Origin of the sequence: Clostridium sp. SHJSY1, assembly GCF_031626875.1 — a bacterium.
Classification (GTDB): Bacteria; Bacillota; Clostridia; order Clostridiales; family Clostridiaceae; genus Clostridium.
In genome coordinates, this window is the sequence record NZ_JANDMF010000023.1 from 21298 (window position 1) to 40912 (window position 19615).

General features: G+C 29.7%; 12 protein-coding genes. 3 read left to right on the forward strand and 9 right to left on the reverse strand.

The features are described from left to right. Nucleotides 1-33 precede the first annotated feature (33 nt). The 4 genes from NNC19_RS11750 to NNC19_RS11765 all read right to left on the reverse strand — a co-directional run bounded on the left by NNC19_RS11750 (nt 34) and on the right by NNC19_RS11765 (nt 11907). On the reverse strand, nt 34-4143 hold the full coding sequence (locus NNC19_RS11750; RefSeq protein WP_310938847.1) for a X2-like carbohydrate binding domain-containing protein: 4110 nt from the start codon (nt 4141-4143) through the stop codon (nt 34-36). A gap of 235 nt (nt 4144-4378) precedes the next feature. Then, nucleotides 4379-6913: a dockerin type I domain-containing protein gene (locus NNC19_RS11755; protein WP_310938848.1), complete on the reverse strand. Its 2535-nt coding sequence runs from the start codon at nt 6911-6913 to the stop codon at nt 4379-4381. Between the two features lie 453 nt (nt 6914-7366). Then, nucleotides 7367-7501 carry a CPC_1213 family protein gene (locus NNC19_RS11760; RefSeq protein ID WP_310938849.1) on the reverse strand — a complete coding sequence of 45 codons (135 nt, stop codon included), beginning with the start codon at nt 7499-7501 and terminating at the stop codon, nt 7367-7369. Nucleotides 7502-7614: 113 nt separating this feature from the next. Beyond that, on the reverse strand, nt 7615-11907 hold the full coding sequence (locus tag NNC19_RS11765) for an acyl-CoA dehydratase activase-related protein (RefSeq protein WP_310938850.1): 4293 nt from the start codon (nt 11905-11907) through the stop codon (nt 7615-7617). A gap of 200 nt (nt 11908-12107) precedes the next feature. Here NNC19_RS11765 and NNC19_RS11770 point away from each other — a divergent pair, with 200 nt between their 5' ends. Further along, nucleotides 12108-12461: a tetratricopeptide repeat protein gene (locus NNC19_RS11770; RefSeq protein ID WP_310938851.1), complete on the forward strand. Its 354-nt coding sequence runs from the start codon at nt 12108-12110 to the stop codon at nt 12459-12461. An 8-nt stretch (nt 12462-12469) separates the two neighbouring features. On the opposite strand, the gene NNC19_RS11775 is transcribed toward NNC19_RS11770, so the two are convergent. Genes NNC19_RS11775 through NNC19_RS11785 form a run of 3 tightly spaced genes read right to left on the reverse strand, consistent with a single transcriptional unit; the run spans nt 12470 to nt 15432 of the window. Beyond that, nucleotides 12470-13534 carry a transglutaminase-like domain-containing protein gene (locus NNC19_RS11775; RefSeq protein WP_310938852.1) on the reverse strand — a complete coding sequence of 355 codons (1065 nt, stop codon included), beginning with the start codon at nt 13532-13534 and terminating at the stop codon, nt 12470-12472. Between the two features lie 15 nt (nt 13535-13549). Then, the gene (gene recX, locus NNC19_RS11780; protein ID WP_310938853.1) at nt 13550-14179 is read right to left on the reverse strand and encodes a recombination regulator RecX; all 630 of its coding nucleotides are present in this window, start codon (nt 14177-14179) and stop codon (nt 13550-13552) included. Nucleotides 14180-14184: 5 nt separating this feature from the next. Next, entirely contained in the window at nt 14185-15432 is a 1248-nt protein-coding gene (locus tag NNC19_RS11785) for a pitrilysin family protein (protein ID WP_310938854.1), read from the reverse strand. A 173-nt stretch (nt 15433-15605) separates the two neighbouring features. On the opposite strand from NNC19_RS11785, the gene NNC19_RS11790 reads away from it, so the two are divergent. After that, entirely contained in the window at nt 15606-16277 is a 672-nt protein-coding gene (locus NNC19_RS11790; protein WP_310938855.1) for a response regulator transcription factor, read from the forward strand. Between the two features lies 1 nt (nt 16278). After that, nucleotides 16279-17778, forward strand: coding sequence for a HAMP domain-containing sensor histidine kinase (locus NNC19_RS11795; RefSeq protein ID WP_310938856.1), 1500 nt, complete (start codon nt 16279-16281; stop codon nt 17776-17778). 71 nt (nt 17779-17849) lie between these two features. On the opposite strand, the gene ymfI is transcribed toward NNC19_RS11795, so the two are convergent. Further along, the gene (gene ymfI, locus NNC19_RS11800) at nt 17850-18590 is read right to left on the reverse strand and encodes an elongation factor P 5-aminopentanone reductase (RefSeq protein ID WP_310938857.1); all 741 of its coding nucleotides are present in this window, start codon (nt 18588-18590) and stop codon (nt 17850-17852) included. Between the two features lie 17 nt (nt 18591-18607). Then, entirely contained in the window at nt 18608-19543 is a 936-nt protein-coding gene (locus NNC19_RS11805) for a dipeptidase (RefSeq protein ID WP_310938858.1), read from the reverse strand. Between the last annotated feature and the right edge of the window lie 72 nt (nt 19544-19615).

The window sequence follows — 19615 nt, forward strand, 5'->3', positions numbered from 1 at the left end:
ATTAGCCTTCTTATATTTTTTAATCTATTTCTTTTACTTTACATTAATAGTTCCAAGTTTAACTTCAAATGGTATAGAATCTTTTAAAGTTTTATACATATTAATTTTAAGTGTTGGATCTTCTTTTAATGTTGTTGTTCCTTTTGCTGCATTAGCCTTAACTTTGAATGTTACAGTTGCAAAAGTACCATCAGTCTTTATACTTCTTGCTCCAGCTTTACTTGATTGCATGAAATTCATACTAACAAGTGATAAATCAGTTGTATTTTCAGCAAAGAAATCAGAAGATGGATTTGTAATTAACGCTCCATTCTTTACTCCAACACATTCCAAAACTTTTGAGTCATAATCAATATTTACTGATCCAACTAAGATTCCATCTGCTGGAACACCCTTTAGTAATATTGGAACTTCAAATGTTTGTCCTGCTACAACATCAATTGAATCTGTTGCAATTGTTAACTGTTGTGATTTTTTTGCTGTTACATTAACAGTTAATGTTTGATCTTTACCTGCACTAAAGTCAAAAGTAAGAGTTACTGAACCTGCTGCTAATTTGCTTAAATAGCTTTGAGATAATACAATTGTGTTATCTTTTTCAGTATAGTCTGTTCCCTTTACTAGAGAATAGTTATTGCTATCTTTAATTCCATTAAGAGTATTTCCATTATATTGTACACCTACTGATACATCAGCTGGACTATTTGCATCAAAACTTGCAGAATCCTTATCTAACTTAGAATCTACTGCCACTACTGTTTTACTAACCTTAATAGTTAGACTTTGGTCTTTTCCATTATTGAAATCAAATACAAGTGTATTGTCTCCCTCTGGTAATGTGTTTAAATAATCTTTACTTAACACTACTTTTCCATTGGATTCTGTATAATCTTTACCCTTAGTTAAAGCAGTATCTCCATTTTTAATTGCATCAAGAGTATTTCCGTTATACTGTACATCTACATCAACATCACTTGGAGTTGTTTTATCGAATCCTGCACTGTTAGGAGTTATTGTTGAATCCTTTTGTTCATCAGTACCATTTTCTATAGTTACAGTACCTTCAGTATAACTTGTTACATAAGGATTAAAATCTACATCATCAGCTATTGCCTTTGGTACTCCATAGTATTCCCCTGCATCTTTTACTGTAATTGCACTTACACCAGCTTGTGCATTAGCTTTTATTTTGAAACTTACATTTATTAACACTCCATCACTAAAGATTGTTTCTGATGGATCATCATTTAATGTTGAATTTGTGAATCTAGCTTTAATTATTCCATTAGTTGTATCAACATCTGATGAGAATGTTGAGTCTGGATTTGGGCACCCCTCTGCTGGTGCAACTGTTACTGCTTCAAATTTTGTTGTATCATATCCTAACTTAAAGCTATATGCATATAAGCCCTTATCCTTTTTAATTCCCTTAACTGACACTGGTACCACTACTGTATCTCCTGGTTTGCCACTAACTTTTGCAATATCTACACCTAATGAATCTTCAACTACATTAATATTTAATGTTTGGTTTCCACCATGATTAAACTCAAATACTAAAGCAGTTTGTCCTACTGGTAATGTCTTTAAATATTCTCTACTTATTACTACTTTTCCATCAGTTATTGTATAATCTTTTCCTTCTTTTAAGGTAACATCTCCATTTTTAATTGCTACAAGCTTATTGTCCTTATAGTCTACACTTACATTTATTGAATCTGGTGATTGTTTACTTACCTCAGTTTTATCTGCTGTTATTACTGAACTAGGATAATTATCTTGTATCTCTATTGATCCAGTTGTATATCCTACCTTATATGCATTAAAGTCTATGTCTCCACCTAAATCCTTTGGTACTCCATAGTATTCCCCTGCATCTTTTACTGTAATTGGACTTACACCTGGTTCTGCACCAGCTTTTATTTTAAAGCTTATATTTACCAATACTCCATCACTAAAGATTGTTTCTGATGGATCATCATTTAATGTTGAATTTGTGAATCTAGCTTTAATTACTCCATTAGTTGTATCAACATCTGATGAGAATGTTGAATCTGGATTTGGACATCCTTCTGCTGGTGTAACTGTTACTGCTTCAAATTTTGTTGTATCATATCCCAACTTGAAGTTATATGCATATAAGCCCTTATCCTTTTTAACTCCTGTAGCCTTTACTGGTACTACTACTGTATCTCCTGGCTTACCACTAACTTTTGCAATATCTACATTTAATGAATCTTCCACTACATTAATAGTTAATGTTTGATCTTTTCCATGATTAAAATCAAATACTAATGCAGTTTGTCCTACTGGTAATGTCTTTAAGTAATCTCTACTAATTACTACTTTTCCATCAACTATTGTGTAATCTTTTCCTTCTTTTAGAACAGCATCTCCATTTTTAATTGCTACAAGCTTATTGTCTTTATAATCTACGCTTACATTTATTTGATCTGGAGATTGCTTACTTACTTCAGTTTTATCAGGTGTTATTATTGAACTAGCATAGTTATCTTCTATCTCTATTGATCCAGTTACATAATTCACCTTATAAGGATTAAAATCTACAGTATCTCCTACTTCCTTTGGAACTCCATAGTATTCTCCTTCATCTGTTACTGTAAGTGGACTTACACCTGGTTCTGAGCCTGCTTTTATTTTAAAACTTATATTTACTAATACTCCATCACTAAAAATTGTTTGTGATGGATCATCATTTAATGTTGAATTTGTAAATCTAGCTTTAATTACTCCATTTTCTACATCAACAGATCCTGAGAATGTTGAGTCTGGTTCTGGGCACCCTTCTGCTGGTGTAACTTTTACATCCTCAAATTTTGTTGTGTCATAACCTAATTTGAAATTATATGCATATAAGCCTTTATCTGCTTTAATCCCTGTAACTTTTACTGGTACCACTACTGTTTCTCCTGGCTTACCACTAACTTTTCCAATTTCTACACTTAATGAATCCTCTACCACATTAACAGTTAATGTTTGATCTTTTCCTCCATCAAAATGGAATACTAAAGAAGCTTGTCCTACTGGTAATGAACCTAAGTAAGACTTAGTTAATACTACTTTTCCATCAACTATTTTATAGTCTTTGTTTAAAGTTAAAACAGAATCTCCATTTTTTATTGTTTTAAGTGTATTTCCTTTATATTGAACATCTACAGTAGCATCTTTAAGTGCCAACTTATTTACATCTATACTGCTAGGTGTTAATACTGAATCTTGTGCATTAGAATTTATAACAGTAAGAGCTAAATTTGAATCTGCACCTTGGTTAAAATCAAATGCAAGTGTATAATCTCCTAATGATAATGTGCTTAAATAACTTTGACTTAATACTACCTTTCCATCAGCTTCTGTGTAATCTTTACCCTTAGCTAAAGTATAATCGCCATTTTTAATTGCACTTAAAGTATTTCCTTGATAATCCACATTTATAGTTGCATCTTTTATGGCAGCCTTATCTACTTCAACATTTTTAGGATTAATTACTGAATCTTTAATTGGAACTGGTCCTTGCCCCCATATAAGTTCACTTCCAAGTTCTGCTGTTACCTTGTTCCAAGGTGATGTACCATTTGCATTGAATGAATAATCATTTGATTGGTCATAGTTTGTCCAATTCTCCTTAGCAATTCTTGTTTGAACCTCCATTGTTTGACCAGCTTCAAGTGTTCCAGCTGCACTATTAAATGCAATTTGCAAATAAGTATTAGTGTTACCACCATCTGCTGTTGTATATGGATTAATACTTCCTACAACATTTCCTGTGAAGTTTTTGTAAGTTCCTGATGTTGTTCCTGAATAGTCACACCAGAAATTTTGTTTTTCACTTCCATCTGAATTGTAGTAATATTTTAATTTCAAATCTGAAAGATTTATTGCTTCCCCTGATGTATTTGTTATTTTAAACTTAGGGTTTAAAGCATTTGTACTAGTAGCATTATTACTATTTGTTACATCTATAGTAACTTTGCTGCTTTCTGTTGCAGCTATCTTATCTGAACTTAACATTTGTACATTAGTATTATTTTCTTTTGCAAAAGCTGTTGAATTGCTGATTGGTGCTGTTATTGATGCAGATACCAATGCTGCTGTAATAATTGAACAAACTTTTAATCTTTTCATTTATATTTCCCCTCCCAAATATTATAAAAATTTATTTATATACTAAAATTAATATAGGTAAAAACTCCATCTATATTAATTTTGAGTCTACTAACTTGAATATTGCCTTCCATATTATTACACATTTTTCTTCTATATTTCTACTTTTTTTCTTTTATTACCCTTATATTGTCATAAAACACTTTTTTATTACAATAAGTATTTTAAGATACTTTTTTTAATATTTTACGATATATTACATAATATCTTTTAATGTTGCTAAATCTAGTATGTTTATTACTCCATCTTGATTTACATCAGCATTTTTCAAATCAAAATTATTTAATTTAACTCCGCATATATATTTTTTTAGGAGTACAAAATCAGCTAAGCCTATTTCTCCATCATCATTTACATCTCCATAAAGTGGTTTTTCTTCTTCTTTTATATCTCCATATATAGCGCCTAAGCCATTAGTTGCTATATATACTCTTCCATAAATCCTTGGATCTCCTGAAATATCAGCATTTGCAGCTCCATATTGATGATTATCATCATTTATTCTTATCCATGTTTTACCTTCATCATCTGATCTAAATATTCCACGAATATCTCCTATTTTTGCACCAGTATAAATTGACATATAGTCTTTTCCTTCTCCTGCTTTACCAAATCCAACCGTCTCTGCTGATTGAACTCCATCTATCTTTGTAAAGCTATTACCTGAATCTTTAGAATGCCACATACCATCAGCACCACCAGCAAGCCATATTTCTCCTTCCATTCCTGGTACAGCTTTAAACTTACCATTAACAGGTAATCCTGCTGCAGATGTTTTAGCAAATGTTGCTCCACCATCAGTACTTACATAAAATTCTCCATTTACATAACCATAGAATTTCTTTGGATTAACACGATCTGATGCTACTTTTGCTCCATCAGGTAAACCACTAGTTGCAATCCACGCACTACCATTATTTGTTGAATAATAAGCTTTCTTAGTTCCAGATCCACTTGGACTCCAAACTACTACACTTGCATCTGCTGCTGCTGCAACAGTTCCACCAGCTTCTTCACTAATTCCAGGAATATCTTGTCCTGAAAACCAATTATGTCCTCCATCATAAGAAAATGCACAGCTCCTTGTAGTATTCTTTTTATCCTTAGAAACATTTCCTGATCTTACTACAAAGTTTGCCTTTGTTTCAGCATAATCTATGCTACATGTATTAAAGTTTGGTGTATTCATCATAGTTTTCGGAACAGCTGTTAAATCATCATGAACAAAACCACTTACATCTCCCATGCCAGTGATTAAATGTGCTGTTCCTGATGAAGGACTTGCCAATGCTAATACATTTTCTTCTTCAATACCTGTTGCTTTTACATCTATCTTAATCTTTTCACCTTTATCCCAATTTGTGAAATTATCACTACCATAAAGAGTAGCTCCTGTACCATACATCATCCTATCAGAGTTAAATGGATCTATAGATATTCCTCCAGTCATCCATCCAAGCTTTGGATTTACCTCTGGTATTTGTGCAACGGTTCCCCAATCAAGCCATGGTGCTTTAGATATATCCATAGTGTAATTAAGCTTACGTGTTGGATATCCTTCCCATTCCCATGCTGATTTCCATGTTGCTCCTCCATCTGTACTACGATAAATATGAGTATCAGGCCACCATGATGATATAGTTGTTACTGCTATTGTATTTGGATTTTGAGGGTCTACAGCTAAACCACCATACCCAAAGTAATTATCATCACTACTTGATGGTATTGGACTTACATTTTTCCATTCACCAGTCTTTGTATTATACTTCCAAACGTCTCCTCTACTTCCATCATAAGGTCCACAATCATTACTATATGTAATATACAAATTTCCATCTGATGCTAAAACCCCATGATATGGTAGGAACGCTCTTGGTATTTTTTGCTTTGTAGTGTCATCAATGGTTATCCAACTTGGTTGATTTGCTAAATTAGGTTGTCCTTCTACAGCATTCCATGTCTTTCCACCATCACTACTTTTATAAATACTATTTTTCGTATCAGCTACTCCAACATATATTGTTTGTGTAGCACTTCCTTTGCTTCCTGTGCTAGGATCAAATGTAACCCATACTACTCCAGTTGTATCCTTAAAGTTTGGATCAACATAATCACCTGTATTAGTAAATGACTCTACCTTATTCCAAGTTACTCCATAATCCTCACTTTTCCATAAACCATTTCCATTATGTGTTCCAAGATAAAGTATCTTATCATCATTTGGGTCGATTACCAATCTTTCTCCCATTGAACGTCCTGGCATATTTCCACCTATTTTAAATGGCAAATCTGTTTTTTCCCAAGTATCGCCTTTATCTGTAGATCTTAAAATTGCCCCATTTCCTGCCCAATCATTTGTATATGTACCTGCAGCTATATATACTCTATTTGTCTCTACAGGATCTGTAGCTAAACTTTCACAACCAAGCAGATTCCAATTATCATAGCCTATCCAATCTGATAATCCTATCCATGAATTAGTTTTTGAATCCCATCTATATGCTCCCCCCATATCTGTACGTGTATATATTAAATCTTTTTCACTTTGGTTGAATATGATGGCTGGGATATAACCGCCACCTGCTCCTGTATTTGCTTTGTTCCATGTATAAGTACTTTTATAGTTAGGCACAGGATTTTCAGTAGGTCCTGTACTTGCAATTGCATTAGTTGTAGTTAATATTGAACCTACAACTAATGCTCCTATTAAAGCACATAATTTTTTGTTCATTATTTCTCCCCCTCTAAGTCATAGTTTTTATTATTTTCTCACATATATTGTATTTTTTTCTACATATTTTCATAAAGTGTCCTGTAGTACTCGTAAATCCCCCAAAAATATATCCAATTATTCGTCAAAATAATTTAGGATAGAAAACTGCCTCTTTAAGATATTTGCAAAAAAGTAAATATTTATTTTTTTGCAAATTTTCAAACTTATTTTTTAATATCTCATATGTATATTTTCTCACAATTCCTTTCTATTTTATACCAATTTTCACAAAATACGCCTTTAATCAGCTTTAAGTAATTTTTATGTAAAATATCTATTTCATGCTTCTATTTTAGAATTTTATGATATCGATTACATTTTTGGCATAGAATTTGATTACTATATTCATGTTCAAAAAAAAGACATAAATATACCTTCTGTATATTTATGTCTTTTTCATATATATTTTTATCAAATTTTAAAATCTGTAGGATCATACTCTTTTGCTTTAGGATCTCCAAAAACAGATTTGACACTTTCAGCTTGTGGATTATGATTTATATTTTTCTTTTTTCTTGTATTATTTTCTTTCATTTTATTACTCATCATCATCACCTCCATAATATAATGTCCACCTTTATCTTTTTTATTCTTCATTTAAATTTTTAAAAAAAGATAGAATTATTAAAATATAATTCTACCTTTTCTAAATTTATTTTTTAATTTTCGCTAAAAAATATTCCATCATTGGTTATACTTGCTTCTCTATCAGCTGGTAATTCTAAAGTTATTTCTTCTACTTTTTTAAATGCAACTGATAACATTAACTTAATTCTATTAAGTTGGTTAACCTGAGAAGCTCCTGGATCATAGTCAACAGCAACTATATTAGCAGATGGATATTTTTCTTTTAATGCTTTAATCATCCCTTTACCTGTAACATGATTTGGTAAACAAGCAAATGGTTGCATACATATAATATTATCTGCTCCACTTTCAATAAGTTCAATCATTTCTGCTGTTAAGAACCATCCTTCTCCAGTTTGATTTCCAAGAGAAAGTATTGGTGATGCCATTTTACCAAGTTCTACTATATGCTTAGGTGCATGGAATCTCTTTGAAGCATCTAAAACCTTTTTCATAGTTTTTCTATAACTTTCCATATATCCAATTGCTAGCATATACATATTTCTATTTAGCTTGCTAGCACCTAAATTTTTATACTTAAAATCTTCATCATATGCAGAATAGAAGAAGAAATCCATTAAATCAGGCATTACAGCTTCTGCTCCTTCTGACTCAATTATATTAACTACATCATTATTAGCTGTTGGATGGAATTTAACTAATATTTCTCCAACTAACCCTACTCTAGGTTTAACTATGTCTAGACATTCAAGGTTATCAAATTCTTCAACAATCTTTTTAATATTTGAATTAAATTCTCTTTTACTTCCATTTTGAACATTTTCTTTAGCTATCTTGTTCCATTTTTCATGAAGAGCATTTGCTGATCCTTTAACTTTCTCATAAGGTCTAGTTCTATATAGAACTCTCATAAATAAATCTCCATAAACAAGTGCCATAAGAGCTCTCTGTATAAGCTTTAAAGAAACTTTAAACCCTGGTTGTTTTTCAAGTCCTACAGCATTTAATGAAAGTATTGGAATTTGCTCAAATCCAGCTTCTCTTAATGCTTTTTTTAAGAATCCGACATAATTGGTAGCCCTACATCCTCCACCTGTTTGTGTAATTATTACTGAAGTATTATTTACATCATATTTACCTGATTTCAATCCGTGTATTATTTGCCCTACCACTATTATAGAAGGATAACATGCATCATTGTTTACATATTTTAATCCATATTCAACAGCTTCATTATCAATTGATGGAAGAACTTCTAAATTATATCCGCAAGATCTCACAGCTTCTTCTATAATATCAAAATGAATTGGTGACATTTGTGGTGCAAGTATTGTATGATTCTTTTTCATTTCTTTTGTAAATATAGGGTTTTTATACTCTATCTTTTCAAAATATGGAATATATCCATCTCTTTCTCTTTCTTCCATAGCTGCTTTTAATGATCTTATTCTTATCTTAGCTGCACCTAAATTATTACCTTCATCAATCTTCAAGCATGTATATATCTTTCCTCTCGAAGCTAACAATTCAGCTACTTGATCTGTAGTCACTGCATCAAGTCCACATCCAAAAGAATTAAGTTGTATAAGTTCTAAGGAATCATTTTTTGATACAAAATTTGCTGCTCTATATAATCTTGAATGATATGTCCATTGATCAACAACTCTTAATGGTTCATTTAATTCTCCCAAGTACACTATACTATCTTCTGTTAATACAGGCATATCAAAAGAAGTAATTATATCTGGTATCCCATGATGTATTTCTGGATCTATATGATATGGTCTACCTGCTAGAACTATCCCCTTCTTGCCAGTCTTATTTATATATTCTAAAACTTCTTTTCCTTTTTCTCTTAAATCCTTATCAAACCTATCTCTTTCAAGAAAAGCTTCATAAACTGCTTTCTTAGCTTCTTCTTTGGTAACATTAAACTCTTTAAATTCTTCTACAATTCTTTTAGCCAAAACATCTTTGTCTTCTAATGATAAGAAAGGTTCCATAAATTTAATATTTTTTTCTTTAATTATATCCATATTATTTTTTATTACTTCTGGATATGAAGTTACCATAGGGCAATTATAGTGATTATTTGCATCACTAAATTCCTTTCTTTCATAAGAAATACATGGATAAAATATTGTTTCTATTCCTCTATTTACAAGAGACATAATATGTCCATGTGAAATCTTAGCTGGATAACATGCTGATTCTGATGGAATTGTCTCTATCCCCAACTCATAAACCTTTTTGCTTGAAATAGGAGAAAGTTCAACCCTAAATCCAAGGTTTGTAAGCAAAGTAAACCAAAGTGGATAATTTTCATACATATTTAGCACTCTTGGAATACCTATTGAACCTCTTTTAGCTTCTTCCTTCTTTAATGGAATATAATTAAAAGTTCTCTTTAACTTATACTTAAATAAATTAGGAACCTCTTCCTTAGTCCTTTCTATTCCTAGACCTCTTTCACATCTATTTCCTGAAATAAATTCCTCATCTGTAGAAAATTTATTTACAGTTAATAAGCAGTTATTTCCACAAAGTCCACATCTTCTAAAATCTGCTTTCATTGTAAAACTATCTATTTTTTCCTTGCTTAATAAGCTAGATTTATTTCCTTCAACATATCTTTCCTTTGAAATTATAGCTGACCCAAATGCACCCATAATACCTGCTATATCTGGTCTTATAGCTTCTCTTCCTGAGATGAGTTCAAAACTTCTAAGTACTGCATCATTATAGAATGTACCACCTTGAACAATTATCTTTTCGCCCATTTCTTTTTCATCTCTTATTTTTATAACCTTGAATAAAGCATTTTTAATAACTGAGTAAGATAGTCCTGCAGAAATATCTGAAACTTGTGCACCTTCTTTTTGAGCTTGCTTAACCCTAGAATTCATAAATACAGTACATCTAGAACCTAAGTCTACTGGTGCTTTTGATGATACTGCAGCCTTAGCAAAATCCTCAACTTTCATATTTAGAGATTTTCCAAAACTTTCTATGAAAGATCCACAACCTGATGAACATGCTTCATTTAATAATATAGAGTCTATTACTCCATTCTTTATTCTTAAGCACTTCATATCTTGTCCACCAATGTCTAGAATAAAATCTACTCCAGGTAAAAAATATTCTGATGCTTTGTAATGAGCAATAGTTTCAATTTCTCCAATATCAACATGTAGAGCTGCTTTTATTAAAGCTTCTCCATACCCTGTTACAGTTGAATTAACTATCTCTATATCTTCATTTAATTTTGAATACAAATCCTTCAAAATTTCTATAACCTTATTTAGTGGATTCCCCCCATTACTTCCATAATAGTTATATAATATATCCCCATTATCATTTATTAATACAACTTTTGTTGTTGTAGACCCTGCATCTATACCTAAAAAAGCTTTTCCTTTATAGTTTTTTATATCAGCTCTTTTTGCTTTTGCTCTGCTATGTCTTTCAGTAAACTTTTTATAATCGTCCTCATCTTTAAATAAAGGATTAAGTCTTTCTACCCCATCATCACTTATACCTGAAATTTTTTCAACTTTTTTAACTAAATCTTTTATTTCAATTTCTTTTGATTTTTGAGATAAAAGTGCTGCTCCATGAGCAACAAATAGCTGTGAATTTTCAGGAAATACTATTTCATCATCCTTTAATTCTAAAGTATCAATAAATCTTTGCCTAAGCTCTGATAAGAAGAACAAAGGGCCTCCTAAAAATGCCACCTTTCCTCTTATTGGCTTTCCGCAAGCAAGCCCACTTATTGTTTGATTTACTACTGCCTGTAATATAGACGCTGCTATATCTTCTGTTTTTGCCCCTTCATTTATTAAAGGTTGTACATCTGTTTTAGCAAAAACTCCACATCTAGATGCTATAGGATAAATAACTTTATAGCATTTAGCTAAATCATTAAGTCCTGATGCATCTGTATTTAAAAGTGCTGCCATTTGATCTATAAATGCGCCTGTACCCCCTGCACATGTACCATTCATTCTCTGTTCTATTCCACCCTTAAAATATGTAATCTTTGCATCCTCTCCACCAAGTTCAATAGCAACATCTGTTTCTGGCACTAATTCTTCTACTGTTTTAGTGCATGCTATTACTTCTTGTACAAAATCTACATTAAGCCACTTAGAAACAGAAAGGCCTCCTGATCCAGTAACACTTACTGTAACCAAGGCCTCACCAACACTGATATATGCTTCTTTAATTATTTCTATTATGGTACTTCTTATATCAGAAAAGTGTCTTTTATAGTTACTGTACAATATATTTTGGTTGTAATCTAATACAACAACCTTAACGGTTGTTGAGCCAACGTCTAATCCTATACTATATTTTTTCATTCATACACCTACTTATATATTTTATGACTACTTAATATTATACCGTTTCTATTATGTTTTTCAAGTTTCACATCATATTTTAAGATTGATTTAAACTTTCAATAAATGGTAATATGATATGTTATTTTTGTATATAATATAACAACTATGTCTATAATCATAAAGAACAAACTACTTTAAATTATATTAAAGGAGGGCATATGAGCTTTTTTAATGAAGGTAATAAACTCTATAATACTCAAGACTATAAAAGAGCTATCGATTGTTACAAAAAGGCAATTGAGATAAAAGATAATGAAGCCTGTTCATATTACAATTCTGGAGTTTGCTTCATTAAATTGAGAGAATACGATAATGCAATAACTATGATAAAAGAAGCTCTTCAACTACATAAGGAGAGCAAATATTACTTTAATCTCGGTTATTGTTATGCTATGAAAGAAGATACAAATAAAGCCCTAATAAATTTTAATATTGCATGGGCTCTTAATAATGAAGATACAGATTGTGAAAAAGCTATTAAACTTATAACTTCTCGTATAGTCAAAAAATAGGAGAGTTTCTAAAACTCTCCCGCTATATTTTTAGTTCTATATTCTTTATTAAAATTCTCACTATCAAAATATTCTCCTGCTGGATAAAATGTTGAATCTACATTAACCCACTTTCCTTCATCTTTAAGATATACTTGATTCCAAGAGTGACTTATATATTCATTTCCATTGAAGGCTTCTCCTATGACCACCCTGCTTTTAAGCCCAATTGCTTTTACCATAGCTGTATACAAACATGCATAATCAAAACATATTCCCTTTTTATCCCTAAATGCTGGTATTGCTCCACTTTCATAATTTGAAGAAGCTTGACTCATAACTTGAGTAGCTTTTGCATCATCATATACTATATTGCTTCCAACCCATGTATAAATACTTTTAGCTTTTTCTCTATCAGTTTTATCCTTTTTTGTTATTTCAACAGCTTTATTATCTATTTGATTATTTGATTTAACTCCTTCATCTATTGTGACACCATTATAATAATATACTTTATTATTAGAAACACTTTCTAGTATGCCATTTGAAACTTTTTGAATTTTACTTTCATCAATAATCCTTTCAAGTTTATTATATGCTGCTAAATTATCTAAAACATCTATATGTCTATTCCCCGAAGCAATACTATTATATAAAATTAGAGTAATACATAATATAACTATTCCTATCATTCCTCTTATAGCACCAAAAATAGTGGAAAATATAATTAAAAATCCTTTATTTATATTTAACTTTTTTATTGCATTACTCAATGATAAGGAATTTATTATTTTCAATAAAGTTTCTATTATAAACTTTATTAAAAAAAACACTAAAACTAAGGATAAAACACGTGATATTCCACTGTTAACTATACTACCTGAAAAATATTTATTTAAAATATTATTAGTTTCCAAACTAATTTTTTCATAGAAACCAATAATAATAAAAAATGCTATTATAGTTGCAAAACCTGATAAAATAGGTTCTATTGCATCATCTAAATCATCACTATGAATAACTCTTAACATTGTTGCAATTATGGAAATCAATATAACTCCTATACATAAAATTGTTTGAATATCAAAATTCATACTAAAATTTCTCCTTTAATCCATATGAATAACCTCTTGAATAACTTCTTTAGCTATAGAATAATTATAACCTTTTCCTAATAAAAATCTACAAAGTTTATTCCACAATTTATAACTATCACTTTCTTTTTTAATTAGTGATAAATACTTCTTTCTTGCTAGTTCTATAGCTATATTTTTTTCTTCATCTTTATCAATTAAACTAAATTCTTCTTCTATAAGATTATTATCGATACCTTTATTTAATAATGTATATTTTATTTTTTCTCTGCCTTGAGTTTTAAGCTTATCTTTTACATACATCTTGGTATATAATTCATCATTTACAAAATTATATTCTTTTAAAAATTCTAATGTTTTCAATACTTCTTCTAAATCATATCCCTTTTCCCTTAACTTTTCCTTAATTTCTTTTTCTGTTTTGTAATTTCTCTCAATTATCCTAAGAGATGCTTCTTTACACTTAATAAAATTATCTTTTTTAACTATTTCATAAAGTTTTTTTTCATCAATTTCTAAATTCAGTTTTAACCCTTCTTTGTAGACAAGTTCTATATTTACTGCAAAAGCATAGTTATGGTCTAAATATATATTTACTCTATCCTTATTTTTCTTTTGATTTTCTATTTGAGTTATCTTAGCCATTTTTCCTACTCCCTTGAAGATTTCAGAATATGTATCGTAGGATTTTTTAAAACAAGTTTTGATACTTCATATATTTTTCCCCTATTTAAGGTGTTTAATCCTTCCATATCCTTTAAAAACTCAAATATATCCTCATCTTCAAGGTCTTGATGAAGTATATAATTACATAATTCTGCTGAATCCTCCAAAGTAGATATAACTGCTGTTTTATGAACTTTCTTCATTATATCTAAGTCTCTATCTCCAACTACAATTTGCCCATTTACTATTCCATCTAATGTTTCATCTATCGCATTTATTGTCTCTTCTACATCTTCATCTGCTACTGCTGTATATATATATAACGTTTTTATATATTTTGTCATATCTAATTGAGTATATATATCATATGCCAATCCTCTTTTTTCCCTAATCTCTCTAAATAGCAATGAATTTGAACTTTCTCCCAACCTATGATTTAGTATTCTTAAAGGTAATTCATATTCCTTATCTAAATCATAAAATGTATATAAATATACTATTGTACTTTGTTCCATATCATTTTTATAACTAGTTATTTTTATATTTGCATTTTTTTCTTGGGTTACTTTTGGTTCTTTAACTTCTGAACCTTCCCATGAAACAAATTTTTCTTCTATAAGTTTTTTTGCCACTTCATGCTCCATTGAAGAAACAATTGTAATTAAGCTATTCTTAGGACTATAATACTTTTTGTAAAAGTTCACTATATCTTCTCTTGTAAAATTTTTAACTTTTTTTTCTATTCCAGTAACATCATATTTTAAAGGACTTGTCTCAAATGCTATCTCATTTACTTTTTTAAAACTTAAATCTTCTATATCGTCCTTACTAGTTCTTATTTCTGCAAGTATTACCCCTCTCTCTTTTTCAATTTCTTCCTTTGAAAAACTTGATGAAGTTATCATATCAGCAAGAAGTTCTACTCCGTTTGCAAGTTCTTCACTTAAACAACTTATCGTATAAACAGTAGAATTATATTCAGTATAGGCATTATATTCTCCCCCTAAAGATTCTAACTCATGATTTAGCTCTTCATTACTTCTCTTTTTTGTACCTTTGAAAATCATATGCTCAACAAAATGACTTATTCCCTTTTCCTCTAAAGTTTCATTTAAAGCTCCTACTTTTATTCCTATATTAATCGAGGCAATATGTGTGTCTTTTTTTATAGTTAAAATTTTCAATCCATTACTTAAAATATGCTTCTCTACATCGAAATTTAATTTTTCCATTCAAAATCTCCTCATCTTTTTTATATAATAAGTTTAAATATAACCTTTATCTATATACATTACAATAATAATATTATATTATTCTATTTTATATCTTGCTACTTTTATATATAATATTAGGTATACAACCTTAAATTAACATTTAAATTTACCTAGAATTGGAGAGATTATATATGAAGAAAACTATTCTTATAGTTGAAGATGAATTTAGAATAAGATTTTTGCTTAGAGACTACTTCTCAAAAGAAGGTTTCACAATTTATGAAGCAGAAAATGGTGAAGAAGCTTTAAATATATTTAAAGAGAAAAAAGTTGACCTTATAATATTAGATATAATGATGCCTGTTATGGACGGTTTAACACTTCTTGATAAAATTCGTGAAGTCTCTACCCTTCCAGTTATACTTTTAACTGCTAAGGACCAAGAAGAAGATAAACTACAAGGCTATGATATAGGTGCTGATGATTACGTTACTAAACCTTTTAGCCCTAAAGTCTTAGTTGCTAAAGTAAAAGCTTTGTTAAAAAGAACAAGAGAAGATGTTGATTCAAGCTCTCAAGATTACAAAGGACTTATAGTTAACAAATTATCAAGGGAAGTTAAAATAAATGATGTTCCACTATCACTTTCCCCTAAAGAATATGACTTACTAGTTTATTTAGTTGATAATGAATCGATAGCTCTTTCTAGAGACAATATTTTAGACCATGTTTGGGGCATAGATTATTATGGTGATATTAGAACTGTGGACACAAATGTAAAAAGACTAAGAGAAAAACTTGGAGAAAAAGCTGGCTATATTGTAACTGTACGAGGTAGCGGCTATAAATTTGAGGTGCATTAAAATGAAACAAAAATTATCATTTAAACTTTTTTTTATAACTTTAGGTTTACTAATTACATTAATGGCTACAACCTTAATTTTTCAGAAGGTTTTCTTCCAAGGTTTTTATGAAAAGCAAAAGCAAAGTCGTTTGGTTACTGAGGTTAGTAGTTTTAAACGCTTATATTCATTTGAATTATCTAATAGTTCTGGTCTACTTACTGCCATGAAAAACCTTGAAGAAAAGACAAATTCAAAAGTTGCTATTTTATCTTCAAATGGTGAGTTTTTAACTCTTCCTGACAAAAGTAATACACCATCTAGTGATAATACATTTCAAATATTTTTTAATATTTTGCTAAATAAAGGCTCTCTGCCTAAAATGCTTACAAAGGATCAACCTATAGTTGAAACATTTGATGATGACATTTCTGGAAATAGAAAAATAGGTGTTGCTTCATCTATGTCTTTGAATTCTAAAAATGATTGTTTTGTTATAGCTATAGCATCCATACAACCAATACAGGAAGCATCCGATGTTATGAGCCAATTTTATGTTTACATATTTATTGGATTTATATTTATTTCAATATTTCTATCATCATTCTACTCAAATCTCATTTCAAAGCCTCTTATTAGGCTAAATAATGTTGCACTTAAGATGAGTAAAATGGATTTTAATGAACGATGTACTATAAGTTCTCAAGATGAAATAGGAAGCCTTGCAAATACACTTAACTTCTTATCTTCAAATCTTGACAATGCTTTAAAAGATCTTAAAGAGAAAAATCAAAAATTAGAAGCTGATATTGAAAAAGAAAGAAGTCTAGAACTTATGAGAAAGGATTTTATAGCTTCTGTAAGTCATGAACTTAAAACTCCTATAGGAATTATAGAAGGTTATGCTGAAGGAATAAAAGATGGCATAGTATCAGGTGAAAATACATCTATGTATTTAGAAACTATTATAGATGAGTCTAAAAAAATGGGAGTTCTAGTTTCTAATATGCTTGAACTTTCAAAACTAGAATCTGGAGTTATAAAACCTAAATTTGAAACTTTCAATATTAATAGATTATTAAGCAAACTAGTAAAAAAGCATTCTGTTAATGCTGAAGAAAATCATCTACATATTATTTTTAATGAATCAACTGCATATTCTTATGTATTTGCAGATATATTTCAAATGGAACAAGTATTAACAAATCTTATTACTAATGCCATTAAATATACTCCTGAAAATAATGATATTGTGATATCTATTTGCGAAGAAGATGATTTATATAAAATTTCTGTTTTAAATAAAGGTAGTTATATTGACCCTAATGAACTTGACAAGCTATTTAATAAATTTTATAGAGTAGATAAAGCACGACAAAGAGTTCAAAATAGTACTGGACTTGGTTTATCAATAGTAAAGAATCTTTTAGAACTTCATAACTTTAAATATTCTTTAGCTAATACTCATACTGGTGTTGAATTTAAATATTACCTTCCTAAAGCTACAGATGTGAATAATTAAATAAAAATAGAAATAGATTAATTGAATTTCGTCTTTATCAATGTTAGACCAACTTCAATCAATCTATTTTTTTAAATATATGAACCATCAACTCTAATAATTTGGCCTGTAATATAACTTGAATCACTACTACATAAAAAAACTGCTGTTTTCCCTATTTCTTCTGGCAATCCAAATCTTCCAATTGGAATTTCTTCTTCTAAACGCTTTTTATCTTCTTCATTTAAAAAAGAATTCATTTTTGTATCTATTACTCCAGGAGCTATTGCATTTACTCTTATTTTTGATGGTGCCATTTCCTTTGCTAATGCTTTAGTAAATAAGTTTAAACCTCCTTTTGATGTTGAATATATAACTTCACAGGAAGCTCCTATATCTCCCCACATAGATGATATATTAAGGATTACACCATCTTTCCCAATCATATGTGGAATTGTATGTTTACTTAAATACATTGGCCCTAACAAGTTTGTATCAAGTAATCTCTCTATATCTTCTTTACTTGCATCCATAAATAATCCTATTTCACTTCTAGCTGCATTATTAACTAATATATCTATTTTACCAAAATGCTTTAAAACTTCACATACCAACTCTTTAGCTCCTTCAAAGGTAGATATATCTTTTTTTATTACATGAGATGTGACCCCCAAATCTGTAAGTATATTTAATGTTTCTTTAGCTCCATCATCATCTTTAGAATAATTAATAATTATAGATGCTCCTTCTTTTCCAAGCTCTATTGCTATAGCTCTGCCTATCCCTCTAGAAGCCCCTGTAATAATAGCAACTTTTCCTAATAATTTACTCATATTTTATGTCCTTTTCCTTATTTTAAATTTTCCTTAAACAACCTTAATGCATTTTTGTAATATATTTTTTCTATTTCTTCTTCTTTAAACCTTTCTTTTCTAAGAGCTAATTCCAACTTATTAAATTGAGATGCATCATTTATTTCAACTTTATTTTTTATCCCATCAAAATCACTTCCTAATGAAATAACATCTATTCCCCCCACATTTTTAATATGCTTGATATGAAATATCATATCTTCTACTGATGATATTTCATTTTGCCCTAAGAAATCAGAACAAAAATTTATTCCTAGAACCCCCCCTTTATCAGCTAAAAGTTTAATCATATCATCTGTTAAGTTTCTTGGATGTTCTGTCACTTTTCTACTATTTGAATGTGTAGCTAAAAATGGTTTCTTACAGATTCGTATTAAATCATAAAATCCTCCATCAGAAAGATGAGATGCATCTGGAATAATCCCTACCTTCTCCATTTCCTTAACCATTTCTATACCTAAATCACTTAATCCTTTGTCTTTGTATCTATACATATAATTAGGTGACCCTATTTTATTTTTATAATTCCATGTAAGAGTTATAATCCTTATACCTTTATCATAGACCTTTTTTACATTTTTAATATCATTTCCTAAAACTGCTCCTTCCTCGATGGATAAAAATGCTCCTATCTTTCCCTTTGCCTCTACTATTTTAAGCTCATTTATATTAGTAACTAGTTCTATATACTCTTTATTTTTATTGATCTCTACTTTAAATTTGTTATACATTAATTCAAATTCACCAAAAACATTTTTTGTATTTTCTGAGTCTATAAAAAAAGCAAAAGTTTGTGCTAAACAATTTCCTTTTTTAAGTTTGCCTAAATCAACTTGAAAATCATTTCTATTTAATTCTTGATTTTCATATAAAATTCTACCAGCTGTATCACAGTGTAAATCTATATATTTCATTTTTTCACCTCATAATAAATTATATCATAAGATTTTTCTTAACTTAAAATACTTTACTTTATTTTACAATTA